This window comes from Streptomyces sp. NPDC097640, from assembly GCF_040302705.1.
GTDB lineage: Bacteria > Actinomycetota > Actinomycetes > Streptomycetales > Streptomycetaceae > Streptomyces.
The window spans coordinates 50,681-70,929 of sequence record NZ_JBEOSB010000029.1 but is presented as its reverse complement, the minus strand read 5'-3'; the positions used below and the strand labels follow the sequence as shown (position 1 = coordinate 70,929).

General features: G+C 70.5%; 22 protein-coding genes. 12 read left to right on the top strand and 10 right to left on the bottom strand.

The window, feature by feature from the left end; translation table 11 throughout:
* The 3 genes from ABTY62_RS36135 to ABTY62_RS36125 all read left to right on the top strand — a co-directional run bounded on the left by ABTY62_RS36135 (nucleotide 1) and on the right by ABTY62_RS36125 (nucleotide 2,049).
* A complete protein-coding gene (locus ABTY62_RS36135; protein WP_352133641.1) occupies nucleotides 1–360 on the top strand; it encodes a hypothetical protein in 360 nt (119 codons plus the stop codon).
* Nucleotides 361–559: 199 nt separating this feature from the next.
* Nucleotides 560–961, top strand: coding sequence for a DUF6247 family protein (locus tag ABTY62_RS36130; RefSeq protein ID WP_352133640.1), 402 nt, complete (start codon nucleotides 560–562; stop codon nucleotides 959–961).
* 764 nt (nucleotides 962–1,725) lie between these two features.
* Nucleotides 1,726–2,049, top strand: coding sequence for a hypothetical protein (locus ABTY62_RS36125; protein ID WP_352133639.1), 324 nt, complete (start codon nucleotides 1,726–1,728; stop codon nucleotides 2,047–2,049).
* A 337-nt stretch (nucleotides 2,050–2,386) separates the two neighbouring features.
* On the opposite strand, the gene ABTY62_RS36120 is transcribed toward ABTY62_RS36125, so the two are convergent.
* From ABTY62_RS36120 to ABTY62_RS36110, 3 genes are all read right to left on the bottom strand, one after another.
* Complete coding sequence (locus tag ABTY62_RS36120; RefSeq protein ID WP_352133638.1) at nucleotides 2,387–3,466, bottom strand: hypothetical protein; 1,080 nt, start codon at nucleotides 3,464–3,466, stop codon at nucleotides 2,387–2,389.
* Between the two features lie 71 nt (nucleotides 3,467–3,537).
* Nucleotides 3,538–4,104 carry a TIGR03086 family metal-binding protein gene (locus tag ABTY62_RS36115; protein ID WP_352133637.1) on the bottom strand — a complete coding sequence of 189 codons (567 nt, stop codon included), beginning with the start codon at nucleotides 4,102–4,104 and terminating at the stop codon, nucleotides 3,538–3,540.
* Between the two features lie 260 nt (nucleotides 4,105–4,364).
* On the bottom strand, nucleotides 4,365–5,297 hold the full coding sequence (locus ABTY62_RS36110; RefSeq protein ID WP_352133636.1) for a helix-turn-helix transcriptional regulator: 933 nt from the start codon (nucleotides 5,295–5,297) through the stop codon (nucleotides 4,365–4,367).
* 440 nt (nucleotides 5,298–5,737) lie between these two features.
* Here ABTY62_RS36110 and ABTY62_RS36105 point away from each other — a divergent pair, with 440 nt between their 5' ends.
* Both ABTY62_RS36105 and ABTY62_RS36100 read left to right on the top strand, forming a co-directional pair.
* Nucleotides 5,738–6,415 carry a DUF4232 domain-containing protein gene (locus tag ABTY62_RS36105; RefSeq protein WP_352133635.1) on the top strand — a complete coding sequence of 226 codons (678 nt, stop codon included), beginning with the start codon at nucleotides 5,738–5,740 and terminating at the stop codon, nucleotides 6,413–6,415.
* Nucleotides 6,416–6,515: 100 nt separating this feature from the next.
* Nucleotides 6,516–7,265: an FG-GAP repeat domain-containing protein gene (locus ABTY62_RS36100; protein ID WP_352133634.1), complete on the top strand. Its 750-nt coding sequence runs from the start codon at nucleotides 6,516–6,518 to the stop codon at nucleotides 7,263–7,265.
* A 56-nt stretch (nucleotides 7,266–7,321) separates the two neighbouring features.
* On the opposite strand, the gene ABTY62_RS36095 is transcribed toward ABTY62_RS36100, so the two are convergent.
* Nucleotides 7,322–8,647: a hypothetical protein gene (locus tag ABTY62_RS36095; RefSeq protein ID WP_352133633.1), complete on the bottom strand. Its 1,326-nt coding sequence runs from the start codon at nucleotides 8,645–8,647 to the stop codon at nucleotides 7,322–7,324.
* Between the two features lie 166 nt (nucleotides 8,648–8,813).
* On the opposite strand from ABTY62_RS36095, the gene ABTY62_RS36090 reads away from it, so the two are divergent.
* Complete coding sequence (locus ABTY62_RS36090) at nucleotides 8,814–9,974, top strand: alpha-hydroxy-acid oxidizing protein (protein WP_352133717.1); 1,161 nt, start codon at nucleotides 8,814–8,816, stop codon at nucleotides 9,972–9,974.
* 190 nt (nucleotides 9,975–10,164) lie between these two features.
* Complete coding sequence (locus tag ABTY62_RS36085) at nucleotides 10,165–10,866, top strand: DUF4232 domain-containing protein (protein WP_352133632.1); 702 nt, start codon at nucleotides 10,165–10,167, stop codon at nucleotides 10,864–10,866.
* 7 nt (nucleotides 10,867–10,873) lie between these two features.
* Here the strand turns inward: ABTY62_RS36085 and ABTY62_RS36080 are convergent, their stop codons facing one another.
* A complete protein-coding gene (locus tag ABTY62_RS36080) occupies nucleotides 10,874–11,506 on the bottom strand; it encodes a DJ-1/PfpI family protein (RefSeq protein ID WP_352133631.1) in 633 nt (210 codons plus the stop codon).
* A gap of 96 nt (nucleotides 11,507–11,602) precedes the next feature.
* Nucleotides 11,603–11,764, bottom strand: a complete 162-nt coding sequence (locus tag ABTY62_RS36075) for a hypothetical protein (RefSeq protein WP_352133630.1) — start codon at nucleotides 11,762–11,764, stop codon at nucleotides 11,603–11,605.
* A 147-nt stretch (nucleotides 11,765–11,911) separates the two neighbouring features.
* Between ABTY62_RS36075 and ABTY62_RS36070 the strand changes: the two genes are divergently transcribed.
* From ABTY62_RS36070 to xynA, 3 genes are all read left to right on the top strand, one after another.
* A complete protein-coding gene (locus ABTY62_RS36070; RefSeq protein ID WP_352133629.1) occupies nucleotides 11,912–13,051 on the top strand; it encodes a phosphotransferase family protein in 1,140 nt (379 codons plus the stop codon).
* A complete protein-coding gene (locus tag ABTY62_RS36065; RefSeq protein ID WP_352133628.1) occupies nucleotides 13,051–13,905 on the top strand; it encodes a class I SAM-dependent methyltransferase in 855 nt (284 codons plus the stop codon). The genes ABTY62_RS36070 and ABTY62_RS36065 overlap by 1 nt, the downstream gene beginning before the upstream one ends.
* Nucleotides 13,906–14,162: 257 nt before the next feature.
* Entirely contained in the window at nucleotides 14,163–14,852 is a 690-nt protein-coding gene (gene xynA / locus ABTY62_RS36060) for an endo-1,4-beta-xylanase XynA (protein WP_352133627.1), read from the top strand.
* A gap of 19 nt (nucleotides 14,853–14,871) precedes the next feature.
* Here xynA and ABTY62_RS36055 read toward each other — a convergent pair whose 3' ends face one another.
* Complete coding sequence (locus ABTY62_RS36055; protein WP_352133626.1) at nucleotides 14,872–15,729, bottom strand: AraC family transcriptional regulator; 858 nt, start codon at nucleotides 15,727–15,729, stop codon at nucleotides 14,872–14,874.
* 49 nt (nucleotides 15,730–15,778) lie between these two features.
* On the opposite strand from ABTY62_RS36055, the gene ABTY62_RS36050 reads away from it, so the two are divergent.
* Both ABTY62_RS36050 and ABTY62_RS36045 read left to right on the top strand, forming a co-directional pair.
* Nucleotides 15,779–16,237, top strand: coding sequence for a DUF2000 family protein (locus tag ABTY62_RS36050; protein WP_502997586.1), 459 nt, complete (start codon nucleotides 15,779–15,781; stop codon nucleotides 16,235–16,237).
* Nucleotides 16,238–16,258: 21 nt separating this feature from the next.
* Complete coding sequence (locus ABTY62_RS36045) at nucleotides 16,259–16,795, top strand: hypothetical protein (RefSeq protein WP_352133625.1); 537 nt, start codon at nucleotides 16,259–16,261, stop codon at nucleotides 16,793–16,795.
* On the opposite strand, the gene ABTY62_RS36040 is transcribed toward ABTY62_RS36045, so the two are convergent.
* The 3 genes from ABTY62_RS36040 to ABTY62_RS36030 all read right to left on the bottom strand — a co-directional run bounded on the left by ABTY62_RS36040 (nucleotide 16,772) and on the right by ABTY62_RS36030 (nucleotide 20,004).
* Nucleotides 16,772–17,836: a FecCD family ABC transporter permease gene (locus tag ABTY62_RS36040; protein ID WP_352133624.1), complete on the bottom strand. Its 1,065-nt coding sequence runs from the start codon at nucleotides 17,834–17,836 to the stop codon at nucleotides 16,772–16,774. The two genes, ABTY62_RS36045 and ABTY62_RS36040, sit on opposite strands and share 24 nt — an antisense overlap.
* Before the next feature lie 14 nt (nucleotides 17,837–17,850).
* Nucleotides 17,851–18,849, bottom strand: coding sequence for a FecCD family ABC transporter permease (locus ABTY62_RS36035; RefSeq protein ID WP_352133623.1), 999 nt, complete (start codon nucleotides 18,847–18,849; stop codon nucleotides 17,851–17,853).
* A gap of 78 nt (nucleotides 18,850–18,927) precedes the next feature.
* Entirely contained in the window at nucleotides 18,928–20,004 is a 1,077-nt protein-coding gene (locus ABTY62_RS36030) for an ABC transporter substrate-binding protein (RefSeq protein ID WP_352133622.1), read from the bottom strand.
* Between the last annotated feature and the right edge of the window lie 245 nt (nucleotides 20,005–20,249).

Below are 20,249 nucleotides of genomic sequence, written 5' to 3'. Positions count from 1 at the left end.
ATGAACAGGTACGCAGCGGCGAAGCCGTACGTACTTCCGGAGTCACGCGCCGAGTTGGACGGGCCGACGACTGGTGGCGTCACGCTGCCGCGCCACATCGACTGGGGACCGCACTACATCTACGACCTGGCCGACGAGGCAGGCTTCCGACTGATGTACGAGCGTGTCATCCGCGAGGCCCAGACTCGTGACGACCTCAACACGTATCTGAACGCGAGATCGCTGCGACAGGTGTGGTGTGACCTGTTCCTCCCTGTCGTAGTCAAGACCGCTTGGGAATCCCGATTCCCTGAGCTTCGTGAACACGGCACGACGGCAGCCGCGGCTGGTGGCCGAACTGCACCCGTCGGCGTCGGCTGATCGTCCACGATCTGGACGCGCTGAAAACAGTCCCTGGCAAGATCCAGACGTCGGCGGAGGACATCCGCTGGCAACGTCTCGGCGGACAGCAGCCCGCCGAGTGAACTGAAGCGGACGAGCGCATCTCCATACGCACGAACAGGACGAACACGTACCGTGGAGCACACAGCGGACCTGCCGATCCTCACTGGAGACCGCGATGACCACGCAGCCCGAACATCCGATGCACGACATCGCCGACAGTGATCCGGAAGCCCACCGCATCGCCCAGCCGGCGAGTACTCCTGAGGAACTGCGCGCTGCTCTTGCGCTGATCGCCCCGGACGCAGTGCCGACATTTGATGCCGAGCGCGCCGCGGCACTCCGGCAGTCCCGAGAGCAGGTGAGCGCGGCACCGATGCGCCGTTTCGTCGGGCAGTGGGCCGTCTACGTCGCCGTCGAGCGCCACCCGGACCGAGCCGCTCGCCTGCGGGCGCTGGAAGCCCGTGCAGCCGAGACTGACGATCTCCACGAGGCTCGCGAACTTGCTGCGGAGATCGGCCGCATCCTTGACAAAGCATGCGCTGAAGCCGGCATCGACCAGGAGCAGGGAGCAGCGTGAGCGATCGGGACCCATGACGTTGGGGTTACGACCCGGACGCCGAGCACGTCGTGTCGGGTCTGCCCCCGCAGGTGGTCGCCGAGGTTGAACGCCTTGCGGGAGAGATGGTTGCACTGGCCGAGGTCGGCGTTGACGTCACGGATCTCGGTCAAGGACCGCGACGGGGCGTGCCGGGCAGAGTGCGGCGCATCCCCCTGCTCGTCGACGGCTGGTTCTACGCGCTGCCCCTCCCCCGGCTGCGCCTCATCGCGATCACGCGAGTGATCCCCCCATTCTCCAATCTTTAGCGGGTGAGCAGATCTCGCTTCGAGGAACTGGACCCCGGGGCGGATTGGTCGGCAGTGCGCCAGGTTCCGCACCAGAAGCACACCAGATAGAGCGGTGAACAGCGGTCAATGACGGGTGCTGCGGCAAGCACGACAGCTTGCCGTCAGTGCTCGTTTGCGCTGTTCAGCGACGTGATCCGTGTCGGCTGCCCGGTGATTCCTCAGAGCTCAGGTTCGATTCCCGTCACCCGCTCCACGCACAGCAGAGCCCCAGGCCATCGGCCCGGGGCTCTGCTGTTGTTCGGGGCCGCTGGCCCCTCTGGCGACTCGCGACAACGCACCAAAACCCACCACAACGCGATCACGCTTGGGCCAGAGCGATCGAGACGCGTCGGGCGTTGTGTGGCGAACGAGGCGCGGGCGTAGGTTCGGCCCAGCGTCCGTACCAACGGCCAGGCTCACGATGACCACGTAGACCACCACCCAGGAGACGTTCCGATGGCCGAGCAGCCCTCTGCCCCCGACGGGGCCCTGAGCCCCATGCCGGCGCTCACTCCGGCAGCGCTCCGGGCAGCGGTTGCTCACATCGCCCCCGCCCAGTTGCCTTCCTTCGTCGAGCGCCTCAACCGCGTTGTTGAACAAGCCGCCGCTCAGAGCACTATCGCTCCGTTGCGTACCTTTCTGCTGTGGTGGGGAGAATTCGTTGCCATCCAGCGACTCCAAGCCGCAGCAAAAGAAGCGACGGACCGCGAGGCCCTGCGTTCGGCACTCGCTGGAATACGACAGATCACAGACCTGGCGCACCACGAGATCTCCACCTGAGCGATGACTGGACCTGGGACTACGACCCCGATGCCGAGCATGTCGTGGGCGGCCTGCCGCACGAAGTCGTGGCCGAGGTTGGAGCGCTTGGCTGAACACATCCCCGGCACAGCCCGTGCCGTCACGGACGCGCGGTTGCGCGTCGTTGCCGAGTTGCGACTCCAGCCGAGCGCTTCCCCGACTGCGTCTTCCTGATGCGGAGTACGCCGCGCGCCCATCACGCGGTAACGACCGTGTGATGGGCGATCTTCTCGCCCCGCAACGACGCCGCATGGCACCGTCTCGCATCCGACGCGAAAGTCCTGAAATCGCAGGTCGTGGGGGAACGGCTGTCGGCTCAATCGGTCTTGACGGGGGTCAGGCTGAACCCGTCGTTGGGCTTGCCCGCAAGGAGGTCGGCCAGCCCGCCGCTGAGCGCGTACGTCGTCCCGTCCGGTCCCGCGGTCACGTCGCTGGTGACGGGATCCTCGACGGTGTCGGTGACCTTCACCGTGGCCTTCTTCCAGCCGTCACGGGGCTTCACACGCTGGATCTGGGCGGGCTTGCCGGTCAGCAGACCGCTGCTGACCGCCGCGATCGAGCCGTCCTTCAGGAGCCGCATGCCGGCCGCGGGGGACCCCAGCGGCGCTGAGAGCTTCACCTCCTGCGCCTTTTCGGGATGTTTGACGGGCACCCGTACCAGGGAGCCGTCGGCCATGGCGATGATCAGCTGGTTTCCCTCCACCCACTCCACCGCTGTCATGCCCACATCGTTCAGGAAGTCGGGAATGTCAAGCGTGCCCTTGAGCAGGTCGTTCTGCAGAAATACCGAGGCGCGGCCCTTGCGGTCGATGCGGAACACCGTCGGGGTCAGCTCGTCGACGGCGTACGCGGTGCCGTCGGGCGCCACCGTCACGTCGGAGATCAGGTGCTGCTTGCCGTCCAGGGTGACCGCGGTCAGATCGACGCACCAGTCCTGCTTCCCGCTCTCCAGGTCGTAGCTGCCCACACCGGCGACGCGGAAGGGGGCGTTCTTCCTGGAACGGTCGGCAGTGCCGTAGTCCACATTGCTGACCAGGATGCGGTCCCGTTCGCGGTCGACGAGGACGGCCTGCGCCGACACCATTTCCGGGTCGTCGATGAGGGTGCGCACCTTCCCGTCAGGACTGACGGCGGAGACCGTGCCGCGCTTCAGCGACCCGGCGAGGAACGTGTTCGACCGCGCGTCGAAGTCCAGCGAGTGCGGGAACACGTTCGAGCCGTCGGCCTTGATGACGCTGGGCTTCTTCTGCTCGGCCTGCTCGGTCCGGGTCTGCTCGGCTCCGGATGTGGAGTTGGATTTGGTAGAGGAGCCGTTCGCGGCCAACGCCGTTCCAGTGGCCACGGCGACGACAAGTGCCGCGCTCGCGATGGCGATCTTCAGGTTCGTCTTCTTCATTGTTGTCCTTGTTCCTCGGAAGGGTTGGGGCCGGTGTGTACTGCGGTGACCTGCGGTGACCTGCGTGAGGGTCACTCGGTGATGTCGCGTCCGAGCAGCGCGGCCAGCCGGTCGAGCGCGGGGGCGTCTTCCGGAGCGGTCCGGGACGACGCGAACGGAGCGCCCGGTCCGGACGGCAGTTGTGCCGCGAGGCCGCGGGCGAACTCGGTCTCCCGCTCGACCGTGGCCTCGTCGAACAGGGCCTTCTGGCCGATGGCCCGGGCCAGATCCCAGCCGTGTACCAGGTGCTCGATGGTCTGGAGATGCAGTGCCACAGCGCCGGGCACCTCACCGATCGGGGCCCGCACCGTGCGCTCCAGCGCTCCCGGACCCTCGAAGGCGGCCACCAGGGCGGCGGCCGATGTCCGGAACGCCTTCTTGAGCGCTTCCGGAGCGGGGTCGAGCGCCGACAGGGGCGGCTGCGTCCCCATCACGACGGCGAACGTGTGCTGACCCAACAGCAGATGGTCGACCAGCTGCTGGACGTTCCAGTCGGTGCAGGGCGTGGCCGCGCTCCACTGCTCCTCCTCCACGGCCTCGACCAGGTGGGCGATGGTGTCGATGACCCCGGCGAAAGCCGTGACGGGTGTGGTGGACATGGGGAACCTCCAGGAGGGGTGGAAGGGTGGCTGTGCGGGCCTCTGCGGATGTTCTTCCGCGGTGGAAGGGGGAGCCGGCTACCCGCCCCGCCCCAAGAGCGAGCGCCGAATGCGTGAAAGAGGGGCGGCAGCGTCATCGGCGGCCGGAAGGCGTGCGTGACGAGGCCCCGGCGGCGCTCCCTGCCAGCCTCGGGCCGGAGGCTGGCGGGTGATGTTCAGGTGTGACGCTGTGAGCAGACTGTGGCTTTGCGACGGCCGGATCAGGGGTGTACGGAAGGAGCGGCGTGTGCCGGGGTGCCGGCGGCGGGGCGGGCGGTCGCCGGCATGTCCGCGGCGGGCTGGAGGGTCTGGTTGAGCAATCGCAGTGCCGCCTGGGAGGCGGAGTCGGGCGCCGCCGTCACCACCACCAGCCGGATCCCTTGCCCCCGGGGAACCGGGAGCGAGTGCTGACACACGTCCAGCTCCCCGACCATCGGATGGCGCATCCGGTACTCGTTCAAGCCCCAGGCGCGCACCCGGTGCTGAGCCCACAGCGTGGCGAAATGCGGGCTGCGCATCGTCAGCTCGCCGACGAGGGAGGCCAGACGCGGATCGTCCGGATACTTGCCGACCGCCTGTCGCAGCTTGCCCACCACATCCCGTGCTTTCCTGGGCCAGTCCACGTACAGGTCCCGCGTGTGGGCGTCCAGGAATACCATGCGGGCGGTGTTGGGTCGCGTGGCCGCTTGATCCGGGCTGTCCGGGGCCAGATGCCCGGCGAACAACGCATGCCCGGTGCGGTTCCACGTCAGGACGTCCGAGCGCTGGCCGAGGACCACCACGGGTGAGTCCCCGAAGGCATCCACGAGTTGGCGCATTGCCGCGGTGACACGCTCGGCGGGGAGCCGGCGACGGCTCTGCCGGACGTCACCGGACAGGGTGTGCAGGTGGCGCCGCTCCGCGTCATCCAGCCGCAGAGCCGTGGCCAGCGCGTCGAGGACCTGCGGCGAGGCGTTGAGCGACAGCCCCTGTTCCAGCCGGATGTAGTAGGCCACGCTGACGCCGGCCAACTGGGCCAGTTCCTCACGCCGCAGCCCCGGCACCCGCCGCCGGTCGCCGTAGTCCGGCAACCCCACGTCCGCCGGCTTCAACTGAGCCCGGCGCCGGGACAGGAACTCACCGAGGAGGGATTTGCCGTGCGCTGTCTCGTCCATGCGACCGAGTATGGACAGGCTCTCTCCAACTAGCCTGCCCCTGCGACTAGCAGGCGCGAAGCCGCCGGGCACGTGGTGCCTGAGGTCTCACGGATATCGCCGCGGCGCGTGCCGCCGGAGCGAGACAGCGCCGGCCCTCGCCCATGGCGGGACCGTGCCCGCCGTCGGCGAGGTCGCCAAGTCCTCTGCCGTGAAATGAATACGCAGCGCCATGCCGTCCCCCGACCATGGTTACGCGAGTGAGGCCGTCACCGTAAGTGGCGCCGATAAACGACCGATGGATGCGAACCAGACCCCCACCGAGTCGGCCCACGCGGGAGCGCCAGCGCTGCGTTAGTGGCTCGTTAATCGGACGGTAGCCGCCACCGGCAAGGTGAGTGCCACACCGGGCGATACGTCGCTGTGTGTACTACTCCGCTGATGACGAAGAAGGTCTTGCCATGCTGATCGCCCGCCCCCGAGTCCGTATGTTCGCCGGTGCCGGGCTGCTCATAACTGCCGCGATGCTCACCACCGCCTTCCAGTCCTCGGGCGACGCGAGCGGTCAGTTCGGTGACTCGTCGACCTCCGCGGTGGCTGCGGTCGCGGTTGCGGCTGACCAGGGCACCGGCTCTGGCGCATCGATCAAGACCTTCGTCGCGCAGGACACAGGAACCCAGGCTGGTGTCGCCGCCCACGTCGGCTACGGCGAGCGTGGCGAGGTCGGGCAGGAGTGCGGGGCCAACGACATCTCCTGGAGCACCAGGTCCGAGACGCAGGCCGGCGGATACATCCTGATCATGGCGAAGGCCAAGCCCGGGATCACCTGCGTCCTGCCCGCCGCGCTCCCCACCGTCGCCTTCGGATCGGACGGCACCGAAGCCGGCCCCGCCGAACAGGCCGTTGGCGAGGCGGTCACGCTCGGCAAGGGAACCACCGCCTACGCCGGAGTCAACCCCAAGACCACCAACGAAAACGGCGGCAAGGAACTGAACAGCATCATCGTCGCCATCGGCGCCGAGGACCCCAACCCCGTCTCCCTGCCCGTCGACACCATCACCGTCGACAAGCCCATCGTCACCAACTGGCACACCGACGCGGCAGACGCCGTCCCCTTCGAGGGCGGAACCGACCAGTAGCCCAACGACAGCTGCCGTAGCCGCCCATGAGCGCTTCAGGCTTCGTTCAGCCGGGCGTTACCAACATCTCCCTCGCAGCAACGACGTTAGGAGTTCGTACATGCCTCGCAAACGCTCACTTCTGATCGCCGCCCCGATCGCGGCTGTCGCCTTGTCCCTGACCGTCGCCGGTTACCAGGCCGCTGCGGCCGGGTCGTCGCCTTCGGGCGGCGCAGACCGGGCCGCCAGCATGGCCGCCAAGGCGACGGGCCCGTGCCTGGCCGGCGCCACGACGCTGGTCGGCGATCTCGATGGTGACGGTCGCCCGGACAAGATCACGAATCCGGGGCACACCGGAACCAAGATGACGATCCAGTGGGGGACGGCGGACGGTTCGTTCGGAACGAAGCACACCGTCAGGAAACTCCTGGGCGCGAAGACGGGGGAGGTCGCGTCCGCCGCGGTCGCCGACTTCCAGAAGGACGGCACCCTGGACATGGTCGTCAACATCGTCAAGCCGTCCGGCATCGACGACCCCTCGACGGCGCGCGTCGCGGAATACCGCCCCGGCCCGCTCAAGCGGGCGAACCTGAGCTCCGCCCACTCCCGGCACTCCGACATCGGCGACCACGGCGAGGTCCAGCAGCTTCGGATCGCCAACTACGGCGGCGACGCCTACCCGGACCTCGCGATCCTCAACAACAACGGTGACGGGCAACTGGATCGGGACGTGCGCCTGTCGCAGCGGGACAACGGCCCAGGGGACTTCGACTACGAGTTGAAGATGAAGTACGGCGCGTTCGGGTCCACCGGCGAGCCGCCGTCCATGCCCAGCAACGGCTGGGCCAAGTTCTACAAGCCCTGCTCCTGACCACAACCGGCGCCGCCCGGCCCTCATCGGGTGGGCGGCGCCGAGGCGTGCGCACCTCAGCCGGGATGCGTATCGGGGCGCATGTCGACCCCCTCCAGCCGGGAGGTCGGGGGCAGTGGCTCGAGACGAGCCGTTCTTCGCCGACGCCCGTTGGTCTTCATCAGCAGACGATCACTTCGCACAGGCGGCGCGCCGGGGGTCCCGCCGCTCCTGCGCAGCCGCTCGACCAGGAGGGGCAGCCCGACGACGACGATCAGCCACACCTGCACGTAGAGCCTGTCGCCCTCCATCGCCACCGGGTGGGCTACGGACGTCAGCAGGCCCGTACCGCCCACGGCGATCAGGCAGAGCGCGATGGGCACCGAGCGGCTCATCGCGCCCCAGATGCCCAACGCCAGGAGGAAGAGCAGGGAGGGAGCCAACGCCTCGCCCTGTAGCCACTGCCACCAGTAGTTGACATCGAGCCGGGCCAGTCGGCGCCACGGGTCGGCGACTTCGGCATACGTCCAGTGGAGGGAGAAGGTGTCCTGGAGCGAATCCTCCAGTCCGGGCAGCCGGAGCGCCCGGCTCATCGCAAAGGCGACCAGGGACTCGAAGAGCGAGACGATGAGCAGGCAGCGCGTGCCCTTGTGCCGGGCCTGTGGAACGAACATCAGCGCCAATGCGCTCGCCGCCACCAGGCATGGCCCCACCAGGGCGAAGCTTGAGTACTTGACCGCGAAACCCAGCGCGAAGGCCCCCACGGACAGCAGAGCCCCCGCCACCCGCCGCCGCCCCTGGCACAGCCACACCGCGCCGAGCAGCATGGCCACCATGAGGGCGATCATCGGTCCCTCCGTCATGGGCCGGCTGCCCCACAGCCCTATCGGCGTGACGTAGTACAGGCACTGACCGAGCCATGCCACCGGAGGCGGTGCACGCAGCGCGCGCAGGAGCACCAGGACCAGCAGTCCTCCGAGCGCCGTGAAACCCAGGGCAACGGCCGTCAGCCCCGCCTTGGCTCCCAGGAGCCAGACGAACGGCGCTGCCACCAGTGGATAGGCGAGGCGAGCGTGGAAGAGCGCCTCGTACCGCGGGTTGCTGGGGTTGAGGCCATCCGCGTGCTCGGTGAGGCAATCCTGGAACTCATAGCTGCGCACCGGGGCCCGGAACTCGATCTGATGCAGCATGCGGTTTCGCTGAAGCATGGCCGCCGTGTCCGCGCAGTAGGCCCGCAGCGCTTTGTCCTGGGCTTTCCGGTAGGGGTCGCCCAGGAACTCGTACGCTGAGCGGGCGTAGCGGTATGAGTCATTGGAGAAGCGTGTGCCCGGATAGGCGAAGACATGCAACAACACAAAGACGACAACCGTCAGTAACGGGATGATCTTGTGTATTCGCATCACGAGACTCACCCTAAATGCGAACAAACAGGGCGACATCTCGAGTGGTCCACCAGGGTCTTCCTCTCGGATCTGAGCCAGAAACCCGCGTTTCGCCGCTCTCGTGCGTCACTCTCCCCTTGTGGACTTCGAGAGCCCGCACCCGGCGGGCGTGCAGGAGGACGGGATCATGGCTTTCGCCGACTACCAGAACGAGATCTACCTCGACGGGCTGCGCGGGGTGCTGCCGGACCTGCCCATGACCTCCGACGACCTCGAGCCGCTGGCCGAGGCGGCCATGCCGCCCGCGGTGCGCTCCTACGTGGCCGGCGGCGCGGGCAACGAATACACCCAGCGGGCCAACGTCACCGCGTTCGAGCAGTGGGGCCTCATCCCCCGCATGATGGTCAGCCCCACCCAGCGCGACCTGTCCGTCGACCTGTTCGGGATGCACCTGCCCACACCGCTGCTCATGGCCCCGGTCGGCGTGGTCGGTCTGTGCGCACAGGACGGCCACGGTGACCTCGCCACCGCCCGCGCCGCCGCCCGTACCGGCGTGCCGATGATCGCCTCCACCCTGACCGTCGATCCGATGGAGCAGGTCGCCGCCGAGTTCGGCGACACGCCCGGCTTCTTCCAGCTCTACACCCCCTCCGACCGGGAGGTGGCCGAGAGCCTGGTCCACCGGGCCGAGGCCGCGGGCTTCAAGGCCATCGTGGTCACCCTCGACACCTGGATCCCCGGCTGGCGCCCCCGTGACCTGGCGGCCAGCAACTTCCCCCAGCTCCGCGGCCACTGCCTGGCCAACTACACCAGCGACCCGGTCTTCCGCTCCCGGCTCGCCAAGGCTCCCGAGGACGACCCGACCGCGACCGTGATGCACTGGGCGACGATCTTCGGCAACCCCCTCACCTGGGACGACCTGCCCTGGCTGCGGTCGATCACCAACCTGCCGCTGATCCTCAAGGGCATCTGCCACCCCGACGACGTCCGTCGCGCCAAGGACGGCGGCGTGGACGGCGTCTACTGCTCCAACCACGGCGGACGCCAGGCCAACGGCGGCCTGCCCGCGCTCAACGCGCTGCCGGAGGTGGTCGAGGCCGCCGACGGTCTGCCGGTCCTGTTCGACTCCGGCGTCCGCACCGGGGCGGACGTCATCAAGGCCCTCGCCCTGGGTGCCACCGCGGTCGGCGTCGGCCGCCCCTATCTCTACGGCCTGGCTCTCGCCGGCACCGACGGCGTCGTCCACGTCCTGCGTTCCCTGCTCGCCGAGGCCGACCTGCTCATGGCCGTCGACGGCTACCCCAGCCTCGCCGACCTCACCCCCGACGCGCTCCGCCGCCTCACCTGACCAGCGCGGCAGCCCCGCTCAGAGCACCATCGCTCCGCCTTATGATCATGAAGGTACGCCCGTTGCCGCCGCGGCAGCGCTGCGTTAGCGGCACGCCAACGAAACGATAGCGGCCGTTGGCAAGCTGACTACCAGACCGAGCGAAACGTCGCCGGGCGCACCGTTCCACTCATGACAAGGAAGTCTTCCCATGCGTACCACGCGCACCCGAGTCCGTACGTTCGCCGGTGCCAGTCTGCTGGTGGCTGCCGCGATGCTCGCCACCGCTTGTCAGAACTCGGACGACGCGAGTGGTCAGTCGGGTGACTCGTCTTCCTCCGCCAAGGCCGAGGCCGGGGCCGGGGCCGGGGCCGGCAAGGACACCGCCTCCGGCTCATCGACCGCGGGCAACAGCGACAGCGGCAGCAACGGCAAGTCCTCCGGTACGAAGGGCGACGGCTCCGGCGCCGACGTCGGCAACGGCGAGAAGGCCGCAGTCGGGCAGGAGTGCGGGGCCAATGACATCTCCTGGAGCACCAGGTCCGAGACGCAGGCCGGCGGATACATCCTGATCATCGCGAAGGCCAAGCCCGGGATCACCTGTGTCCTGCCCGCCGCGCTCCCCACCGTCGCCTTCGGATCGGACGGCACCGAAGCCGGCCCCGCCGAACAGGCCGTAGGCCCGGCGGTCACCCTGGGCAAGGGAACCACCGCCTACGCCGGGGTCAACCCCAAGACCACCAACGAAAACGGCGGCAAGGAACTCAACAGCATCATCGTCGCCATCGGCGCCAAGGACCCCAACCCCGTCTCCCTGCCCGTCGACACCATCACCGTCGACAAGCCCATCGTCACCAACTGGCACACCGACGCGGCAGACGCCGTCCCCTTCGACGGCGGAACCGACCAGTAACCCGCGATCAGAGCGTTGAGCGGATGCGGCCCTGTCCGGCGGTGACGAGCCCGCCGGACAGGGCCCGCATGGCGCGCTCGACGGTCTCCCGGTTTTCGCCGACCGGAGCGACGTAGTCGATGACCTCGCGCGCTGCGGCCTCCCCGAGCGTGCGGGTGATCACCCACGCGGCGAGATACTGGGACGACAGGCAGCCGCCCGCCGTGGCGATGTTCCCCTCGGCGTGAAACGGCGCGTCCAGCACGGTGACGTCGCAGGCCTCGACATAGGGCCGGCTCTTGATGTCCGTGCAGGCGGGCATGGTGTCCAGCAACCCGAGCCGGGCGAGCACCAGCGCGCCCGAGCACTGCGCGCCGATCAGCTGTCGCGAAGGGTCGAGCGGCAGCCTGGAGAGCAACCGGTCGTCCGCGACCACCTCTCGCGCCTTCACCCCGCTGCCGATGAGCACGACGTCCGCTTCGGTCACGAACTCCAGGGGACGCTGCCCGGTGACCTCGACGCCGTTCATGGACGCGACCACGGGCGTCGGCGTCGTGATGAAGGCCTCCAGGCCGTCCTTCCGGCAGCGGTTGATCAACGCGGAGGCGATGAAGCTGTCGAGCTCGTTGAACCCGTCAAAGGTGACCACGGCGACCTGCATGGCAACTCCTCAAAGAACGGCAGCACTGGAAGCAGTCTGCCGGGGGCGCCGTGTCCAGGTCGCGGGCCAGATTCTCATCGGTGGCCACCGCGCCCGCTACTTGCCCCCGCCGACGGCGTCGACCGTGATGGCGGACGGCGCCGCGTCGTTGGCGGTCGCGTCGTCCTGGCAGGCCGCCAGCGCGAACGCCGCCACGGTGGCGACCACCGCGGCGGCGGCGACCTTACGGAGGTGGCGGAGTTCGGCGTGGTATGACATGTGTCCCCCTGTTGTCGCGGGCTTCATCCCCGTCCTTCAGGGGCCGTGACAACAAGCCTGTTCGGCAGCGCTGGCGATCTACTGCCGCCCGGCTAACGCGCCGCTAATTCGGTCGCGTTCGGTGATGCCGGTGCATAGGTTGAGCGGATGCCCGAGCCCAGCGACAGCGCCCGCGCCGCAGCCCTGAGGGAGCTGCTGGACGTCGAGCGCTGGGAGCGGCTGGAGCCCTGGGCCGTGGCCCGGGTGCGGGTTCGAGGTGCGGATGTGGCGCCGTCCGTTGTCGTCAAGTGGGCCGAGGGCGGACCCGTCCAAGGGCGTGGCGCCGGGTGGCGGCTGCGTACCGAGGTGGCCGCGCTCCGGTTTCTCCGGGACGACGTCGGGATCGGCCTCGCCCCTCGCGTCATCGCCGCCGACACAGCGGCCGGGTTCGTGGTCCTGGAAGACCTCGCGCCGCGCACCGCCCTGGACCGGCTGCTGCGGCGCGACGGAGCGGCGGCCCACGGCGACCGGCTGGCCGCCTTCGCCCGTGCCCTCGGTGAGCTGGGCGCGGCCACCGCCGGGCGGGCCGAGGGCTACTACGCGCGCCGGGCCGGGCTGGGGCCGGTCGACCCCGCGGCCGACCGAGCGGGGCGGCTCGCCCCGTACCGCGACAGGGGGATCGAGCACGCCGTGGGGCTCGGGGTGCCGCTGGAGGCCGGGGCCGCCACCGAGATCGGCGCGGTGGTGGATGAGCTGGCCGCCCCGGGGCCGTTCCTCGCCCTCAGCAATGGGGACGCGGAGGCCAACAACGTCCTTCTGCATGCCGCAGGCCCGGCCGACGCCCGCCTTATCGACTTCGAGTTCGCCGGCTACGCGCACGCGCTCACCGACGCCGTGTGCCTGCATGTTCCCGGCCCCGCCTGGATGACGGTGGGCGACCCGGCCGAGGGCCCGGACCTGGCCGGTCACTACCGCCGCGCCCTGGCCCGCGGCGTTCCGGAGGCCGAGGACGACCGGCGGTACGGATTCGGCCTCGCCGCCGCCTGCGTCTCCTGGGCGCTGATCCGCCTGGAGCGGTTCGCGCTGCTGGACACCCGCCCACCGGGCGACCGCAGCCGCCCCCAGCTCGTCGCCACCCTCGAAGCCGCCGCGCACACCGCCCGGAGCCACCGCGGCCTGCCCCGCCTCACCGCCTGGCTCCAGCGCATCGCCGTCCTGCTGCGCGGCCGTTGGCCCGACGCCGACCAGGACTTCACCGACCCCGTGCGATTTCCGGCCTACCAGGCTCGGCACGCCCCTTCGATGTGATGGACGTGATGGACGGCTGGGAGTGGGACGACACCTTGTTCTCGGGCACGGCGGCCTACTACCGGCGCGGGAGGCTCCCGTACGCCCCCGGGCTGGCGGACGTGCTCGCCGAGGTGTTGCGGCTCGACGGGCGGGGGCGCCTCCTCGACGTGGGATGCGGGCCGGGCACGCTCGCCCTGAGTCTGGCGCAGGTGTTCCATGAGGTCGTCGGGGTGGACCCGGACCGCGGGATGATCGACGAAGCCGGGCGCGGGGCCGCCGAGGCGGGGGTGGCCGGGAAGGCGCGGTGGGTGCGGATCCGGGCCGAGGATCTGCCCGCGGATCTCGGCTCCTTCACCGTGGCCACCTTCGCCCAGTCCTTCCACTGGATGGATCGCGACCTGGTGGCGGCGACCGTCAGGGGCATGCTCCGGCCGGGCGGGGCGCTGGTGCATGTCTCGGACGTGAAGACGGAGACCCCCAGCGTGGACGGTCTCCCGTATCCCGCGGTGCCCTATGCGGCGATCGACGAACTGGTCAGGCGCTATCTGGGGCCGGTCCGACGGGCCGGCCGGGGGGTGCTGCCGCAAGGGACTCCGGGTGGCGAGGCGGCGGTGCTCGCACGGGCGGGGTTCCGCGGTCCCCGGCGCGTGGTCGTTCCCGGTGGGCAGGCGCTGGAGCGCACGCCGGACGATGTCGTCGCGGGCGTGTTCTCGATGTCCTTCTCGGCTCCGCACCTGTTCGGCACGCGCCGTGACGCGTTCGAGGCGGAGCTGCGCGGACTGCTGGGGGCGGCCTCCCCGGCGGACCGGTTCTCCGAACGTCAGCCGAGCACCGAGGTCTTCGTCTGGCGCAGGGACTCCGCCCCGTTGTGATCGGACAGCGTGATCCGGAATATCTCCGAAAAGTTTTCGGTATATCGGCTCGAATCTTGGCTCACGGAACCGGAGCCTTTGTTGTTCGTCTTGAATCGATCAACGTCTCGGCACCCGCTACCAGGTGAGATGTATTTTCATGAGATCCATGATCAAGGCGGGCCTTCCGGAATCCTTGCGGAAACTGTTGACACCCCATGGAGCCGGTCCAACACTGTCGGCATCAACGGCCCGTCAGCTTCATGAGGAGGAGCATCATGCACGAGGACGACGCCCCCGCCCGCCCGACCAGCCGCAGAGGCTTCATCGGCCGTGCCGGCGCCCTGGCACTGGTCACCTCCGGGTTGATGGTCCCGGGCACCGCGCGCGCCGACACGACGATCACCACCAACCAGACCGGCACCAACAACGGCTTCTACTATTCGTTCTGGACCGACGGCGGTGGCTCGGTCTCCATGACCCTGGCCTCCGGCGGAAGTTACCGGACCTCGTGGACCAACTGCGGCAATTTCGTCTGCGGTAAGGGCTGGAGCACCGGCGGACGCAGGAACGTGAGCTACTCGGGCAGCTTCAATCCGTCCGGCAATGGATATTTAGCGCTCTACGGGTGGACGTCGAATCCGCTCGTGGAGTATTACGTCGTCGACAGCTGGGGCACTTATCGGCCCACGGGCACGTACAAGGGCGCGGTCACCAGTGACGGCGGTACGTACGACATCTATCAGACGACGCGCTACAACGCGCCGTCCGTCGAGGGCACTCGGACCTTCAACCAGTACTGGAGCGTCCGGCAGTCGAAGCGCACGGGCGGCACCATCACCACGGGCAACCATTTCGACGCATGGGCCCGTTCCGGAATGGGCCTCGGCACGTTCAAGTACTACATGATCCTCGCGACGGAGGGCTATCAGAGCAGTGGGAACTCGAGCCTGACGGTCAGCGGATAACCGTCGTGGCGGCGGCGTCCTAGCCGGGGCGGCGGCGGCCTAACCGTGGCGGTGGCGCGTGTTCGGAAACACCAGCCGGGTGGAGGGCTTTCCGGGCGTAGCGGCCCGGGGTGACGCCCACAAAACGCTTGAAGTGCCTGGTCAGATGCGACTGGTCGTAGAAGCCAACCGCGGTGGCCACCTCCGCGGGCGGTCGGCCGTCGAGGAGCAGCCGGCGGGCGTGGTCGACGCGCCGGGACATCAGGTACTGGTGCGGGGCGATCCCGAAGGCCGTGCTGAACGCCCGGATCAGATGGGTGGGGTGGGCGGGCACCAGCTTGGCCGCCTCGTCCAGGGTCATGCCGTGGAACAGCCGCTCGTCGAGGAGTTCCCGCAGGCTGTGGGCCACGCCCGGGTCGGAGTCGGGCGGGGCGGCGGCGAGCCGGGGCAGCAGGTGTCCGCGCAGCCGCTCGCCGATCAGGGCGAGGCGGCTGGCCGCCTCCAGTTCGTCGCCGGGCCGCGTCAACACCGCGTGCAGCTGCCCGACGCGGCGGCGCAGGAGCGGGTCGACGATGTCGGGGTGGTCCACCGCCGGGCCGATGAGGCCCTCGTCCAGCTGGGACAGGTCCAGGTAGAGGACGCGTTTGCGGAAACCCTGCGGGGTGGCGGGCGAGCCGTTGTGCGGGACCTGCGGGGGCAGCAGGGACACCGTGTCGTGCGGGGTGCCGCACTCGCGGCGGTTCAGGTCGTAGCGGACCGCGCCGTTGTCGACGATCAGCAGCGTCCACACGTCGTGGACGTGCATCGGGTACGCGTGCTCGGTGAAGTGGGCGTGGAAGACCTCCACGACGCCCGGCACCCGCGGGCGCCACGCGGACACCTCGTGCCGGGACACCATGCAAGAAACGTACAAGACGGTACGGCGGGGTGCCCTGCAGCCTCGGAGCATGACGAGCACGACAAGCATGACGAGCACGACGACTGAGACCGCGCCCGTACGTTTCGACACCAAGATCGCCGTGGTGCTGCGGGAGGACCTGCCGACCTGGCGGCGGCTGAACGTGACCGCGTTCCTGGTCAGCGGCCTCGGCTCGGAGCTGCCCGAAGTGATCGGCGAGCCGTACGCCGACGCCGACGGCACCGCCTACCTGCCGATGTTCCGCCAGCCCGTGCTGGTCTTCGAGGGGACGAAGGAGACGCTGACCGCGGCGCACACCCGCGCCCTGTCCCGCGCGCTCCCCCGGGCCGTGTTCACCTCCGACCTCTTCGCCACCGGCAACGACCGGGACAACCGCGCGGCGGTGCGGGCCGTGCCGAAGGACCAGCTGGATCTGGTGGGGCTCGCCCTCTACGGGCCGCGCAACGCGGTCGACAAGGTGCTCAAGGGTGCCCGTATGCACCCCTGAGCGCCGCGTACCGTGGCGCGGGTGGGAAATGTGTTCGGGGGGTTCGGGGGCGGCAGTGGCGGTCTCTCGCTGTCCAACGGGGGGACGGATGTCTTCCTCGACGTCCTGACGCTCGCCGTCTCCGATCTCGCGCGCGACGCGTGGGACTTCCGCTTCGCCGCCCTCCTGGCCCTTCAGGACCAGAGCGTCATGGGGCGGGGCGCCGTCGGGTTCGACCTGGAGGAGATCGACTGGGGGACGGCCCCCGCCGAGCGGGCCCGCGCCAAGGGCTTCGTGGTGCGCGTCGTCGACCTCGCGCTGCGCCGGCACCGCTGGGACGAGCTGGGGTACGAGCCGCCGTTCGCGGAGGGGTATCTGCGGCGGTTCAGGGCCATGGTCTCGGCGTTCGGCGTCGAGGCGTTCGAGCCGGCCGAGGCCGTACGACGCCATGGTGACGGTGTCTTCCCCGGGCCGGACGGAGCCGCGGTCGCCTCGTGCGTACCGCACCGGGTGCTGAGCGCCCTGCCGTACTGGGACGGCTGCCGCTTCTGCCATTCAGCGGCGGGTCAGGAGCCATAGGAAGTACGGGCCCCCGACCGCCGCGGTCAGGGCGCCCGCCGGGATCTCCAGCGGGGGCAGCGCGGTGCGGGCGGCCAGGTCGGCGAGGACGAGGGTGACGGAGCCGGTGAGGGCCGAGGTGGCGAGGGGGAGGTGGGGGGTGCGGGTGAGGCGGCGGGAGAGCTGGGGGGCGGTGAGGGCGATGAAGCCGATCGGGCCCGCCGCCGCCACGGCCGCCGCGGCGAGCAGGGCACCGAGGGCGGTGAGCCCGAGGCGGACGCGGGCCACCGGGACGCCGAGCCCGGCGGCGGTGTCGGGGTCGAGCCCGGTCACCCGCAGCGCGCGGGCGGCGACCACCAGCGCGGGCAGCGCCAGCAGCAGGGCCAGCGCGAGCGGCTCGGCCTCCGCCCAGCCGCGGCCGTTGAGACTGCCGGTCAGCCAGAGCTTGACCTGCTCGGCCTGGGACGGCTCGCTCTCGCTCGCGTACAGCTGCACGAGCGCGGAGAGCGCCACCCCGATCCCCGTCCCGGTCAGCACGAACCGGCCCGAGTGCGCCGTTCCGCCGCGCCAGGCGAGTACGTAGACGAGGGCGGCCGCGGCGAGCCCGCCGACGGCGGAGACCAACGGGAGGGCGCCGGGCGAGGTGACCAGGCCGGTGGCGAGCGCGGTCACGTTGGCGGCCGCCGCGCCGTGGCTGACGCCGATGACGTCGGGGCTGGCCAGCGGGTTGCGGGTGACGCTCTGGATGAGCGCTCCGGACAGCCCGAGCGCGGCGCCGGCCAGGGCGCCCAGCACGGCCCGGGGGACGCGGAGTTCGCCGACCACGAGCGCGTCCCGGCTGGGTTCGCCGCGCAGGATCCGCCAGACCTCGCCGGGCGGGACGAACGGCTGGCCGACGCAGGCCGCCGCGGCCAGCGCGCCCGCCAGCAGCACCAGCAGGACGGCGGCGACCAGCAGCGAGCGGCGGTGCAGGGTGATCGAGTACGGGCCGCGGCGCAGCACGAGCGTTCCGCTCGCCCGGCCGGGCCCCGGGTCGCGGCGCGTCCCCGGTGCCGCGCTCACCCCGCTCTCCCCGCTCACCCCGCCACGCCCCTGCGTCGTACGAGCGCCACCAGCACCGGCGCCCCCACCAGCGCCGTCATCACCCCGGCCGGGACCTCCGCCGGGGCGAGCACCACGCGGCCCGCGACATCGGCGGCCAGCAGCAGGCTCGCGCCGAGCAGCGCGGACAGCGGGAGGACGAAGCCGTAGCCGCCGCCGCTGCCCCGGGCGAGGCGGCGGGCGAGATGGGGCGCGGCCAGGCCGACGAAGGCGACCGGGCCCGCGGCGGCCACGGCGGCGGCGGTCAGCAGGGCCGCGCCGAGCGCCGCCGTGACGCGGATCAGCCCCACGCGGTGGCCCTGCGCGCGGGCGGTCTCGTCGCCGAGGAGGAGCGCGTCCAGGCCGCGGGCGCGGGCGACGACGATCAGGGCGCCGACGGCCAGGAACGGCAGCATCTGGGTGACGGTGCCGCTGTCGCGCCCGCTGAGGGAGCCCACCTGCCAGAAGCGGTACTGGTCCAGGGTCGCGGAGTCCGCGGTCAGCAGGACGGAGGTGGCGCCGGCCACCATCGCGGACAGCGCCGTCCCGGCGAGCGCCAGCTTGACGGGCGTGGCCCCGCCCCGGCTGCGCAGCGCCACCAGGTACACCAGGCAGGCGGCGGCGATCGCCCCGCCGAAGGCGTACCAGACATAGCCGTTGAAGCCACTGGCCAGCCCGGACACGATGGCCAGCACGACCCCGGCCGAGGCGCCCTGGCTGAGCCCGAGGATGCCCGGGTCGGCGAGCGGGTTGCGGGTGATGGCCTGGAGCGCGGCGCCCGCCAGGCCGAGCGCGGCCCCGGCGGTGACCCCGACCGCGGCGCGCGGCACCCGCAGGGTCCGTACGACCAGCGCGTCGCGGGTGGCGCCGCCGTGCAGCAGGGCGTCCCAGACGGTGGCCGGGGGGATCGGGCGGGTGCCGACGGCGAGGCTGGCGGTGACCGCGGCGAGGGTGAGCGCGCCCGCGGCGAGCAGCCACCCGAGGCGGGTACGCACGGGCCGGGTACGGACGGGCCGGGTACGGACGGGCCTGGTACGCACGGGCCGGGTACGGAGAGGAGGGGCCACTGGGCGCTACTTGGACGTGCCGCCGAGCGAGTCGGCCAGTTCGTCGGCGACCAGACGGGCGGCGGTGGGACCGGCGTTGAGGTACCAGGCGTCGTCGTCGACCCGGACCGCGTGTCCGGCCTTGACCGCCTTGAGCGACTTCCACAGCGGCCCGGCCAGCACGCTGCCGGCGTCCGTCTTCACCGGGTCGCCCTGCACCGAGTAGAAGATCCAGCCGCCGTCGGCGATGTCGATCCGCTCGGCGCTGATGTCCTGTGAGATCGCCCGGAACCGCTGGGACGCGGGCCGGGACAGGCCCATGTCCACGGCGATGGATCCGGTGAAGGAGGAGACGCCGAACATCCGGGTCCGGTCGGCGGTGAAGCGAACCATGGATACGCCGGCCGCGCCGGTCGCGCCGGACACACCGTCCCCGGCGGCCTTCTTCTCGTAGGCGTCCAGGACTTTCCGCGCCCGCTCGCCCTTGCCGACGGCGGCGCCGACCAGCAGCAGGTCGCGCTTCCAGTTGATGCCCTGGCCCTGGGTCAGCACGGTGGGGGCGATCTTCGACAGCTTCGGATAGAGCGCCTTGAGGCTGGCGTTGGCCAGGATCAGATCCGGGCGGGCCGCGGAGAGGGCCTCCAGGTTCGGCGCGTTGCGCGTGCCGATGTCGGTCATCCCGGCCAGCCGCTCGCGCCGGTCCGGGAACGCGGTCCGCAGATAACCGGGGACCAGCCCGCCGTTCTCGGCGCGGGTGGCGGCGGTCGGGGTGACGCCGAGGGTCAGCAGGTCGTCCAGCTGCCCGGTGCTCAGGACGGCGATCCGGGCGGGGGCCTTCTTGACCTCGGTGGTGCCGCCGACGTGCTTGACGGTGCGCGGGAAGGTGCCGTCCGGCTCCTCGGCGCCCATGCCGGGGGCCAGTCTGCTGGGGGCGGCCGTCGGGCCGGTCGACGCGCCGGCCACCAGGTTGCGGGATCCCTTGTCGGTGCCGTCCGCGCCGCCACCGCCCGTGGAGCACCCGGCGAGCAGTCCGCCCACGACGGCCACGGCCATGGTCACGGCCGCGGCCGGCAGGGCCCTGGCCCCGGCTCTGCGCACACGCACAACAAACCCCTCCTCGTATTAGGTAAGGCTTACCTTAACGTGCACCACCAGCCGTTTCGCGGGGTGGGTGGGGTCGGCACGGCACCAGAGGTCTCAGTGGGGAGCCTGTCCGAACAGGGGGTGACCCCCGGCCAAGCGCAGTGGGCTAACGTCTCACTAACGCCTCACTGACGCGGCACGTCGGCGGTTCGGGCGTGGCCGACCGGCCACGCGGGCCCGCCGGCCCTAACCTGGTTGCCTGGCAA

What these genes read in the sequence shown, in the direction of transcription:
- xynA (WP_352133627.1), top strand. Translation starts at nt 14,163, where the DNA reads ATGCACGAGGACGACGCCCCCGCCCGCCCGACCAGCCGCAGAGGCTTC.
- ABTY62_RS36050 (WP_502997586.1), top strand. Translation starts at nt 15,779, where the DNA reads ATGACGAGCACGACAAGCATGACGAGCACGACGACTGAGACCGCGCCC.
- ABTY62_RS36130 (WP_352133640.1), top strand. Translation starts at nt 560, where the DNA reads ATGACCACGCAGCCCGAACATCCGATGCACGACATCGCCGACAGTGAT.
- ABTY62_RS36070 (WP_352133629.1), top strand. Translation starts at nt 11,912, where the DNA reads ATGCCCGAGCCCAGCGACAGCGCCCGCGCCGCAGCCCTGAGGGAGCTG.
- ABTY62_RS36065 (WP_352133628.1), top strand. Translation starts at nt 13,051, where the DNA reads ATGGACGTGATGGACGGCTGGGAGTGGGACGACACCTTGTTCTCGGGC.
- ABTY62_RS36135 (WP_352133641.1), top strand. Translation starts at nt 1, where the DNA reads ATGAACAGGTACGCAGCGGCGAAGCCGTACGTACTTCCGGAGTCACGC.
- ABTY62_RS36120 (WP_352133638.1), bottom strand. Translation starts at nt 3,466, where the DNA reads ATGAAGAAGACGAACCTGAAGATCGCCATCGCGAGCGCGGCACTTGTC.
- ABTY62_RS36055 (WP_352133626.1), bottom strand. Translation starts at nt 15,729, where the DNA reads ATGGTGTCCCGGCACGAGGTGTCCGCGTGGCGCCCGCGGGTGCCGGGC.
- ABTY62_RS36075 (WP_352133630.1), bottom strand. Translation starts at nt 11,764, where the DNA reads ATGTCATACCACGCCGAACTCCGCCACCTCCGTAAGGTCGCCGCCGCC.
- ABTY62_RS36110 (WP_352133636.1), bottom strand. Translation starts at nt 5,297, where the DNA reads ATGGACGAGACAGCGCACGGCAAATCCCTCCTCGGTGAGTTCCTGTCC.
- ABTY62_RS36105 (WP_352133635.1), top strand. Translation starts at nt 5,738, where the DNA reads ATGCTGATCGCCCGCCCCCGAGTCCGTATGTTCGCCGGTGCCGGGCTG.
- ABTY62_RS36100 (WP_352133634.1), top strand. Translation starts at nt 6,516, where the DNA reads ATGCCTCGCAAACGCTCACTTCTGATCGCCGCCCCGATCGCGGCTGTC.
- ABTY62_RS36090 (WP_352133717.1), top strand. Translation starts at nt 8,814, where the DNA reads ATGGCTTTCGCCGACTACCAGAACGAGATCTACCTCGACGGGCTGCGC.
- ABTY62_RS36080 (WP_352133631.1), bottom strand. Translation starts at nt 11,506, where the DNA reads ATGCAGGTCGCCGTGGTCACCTTTGACGGGTTCAACGAGCTCGACAGC.
- ABTY62_RS36085 (WP_352133632.1), top strand. Translation starts at nt 10,165, where the DNA reads ATGCGTACCACGCGCACCCGAGTCCGTACGTTCGCCGGTGCCAGTCTG.
- ABTY62_RS36125 (WP_352133639.1), top strand. Translation starts at nt 1,726, where the DNA reads ATGGCCGAGCAGCCCTCTGCCCCCGACGGGGCCCTGAGCCCCATGCCG.
- ABTY62_RS36115 (WP_352133637.1), bottom strand. Translation starts at nt 4,104, where the DNA reads ATGTCCACCACACCCGTCACGGCTTTCGCCGGGGTCATCGACACCATC.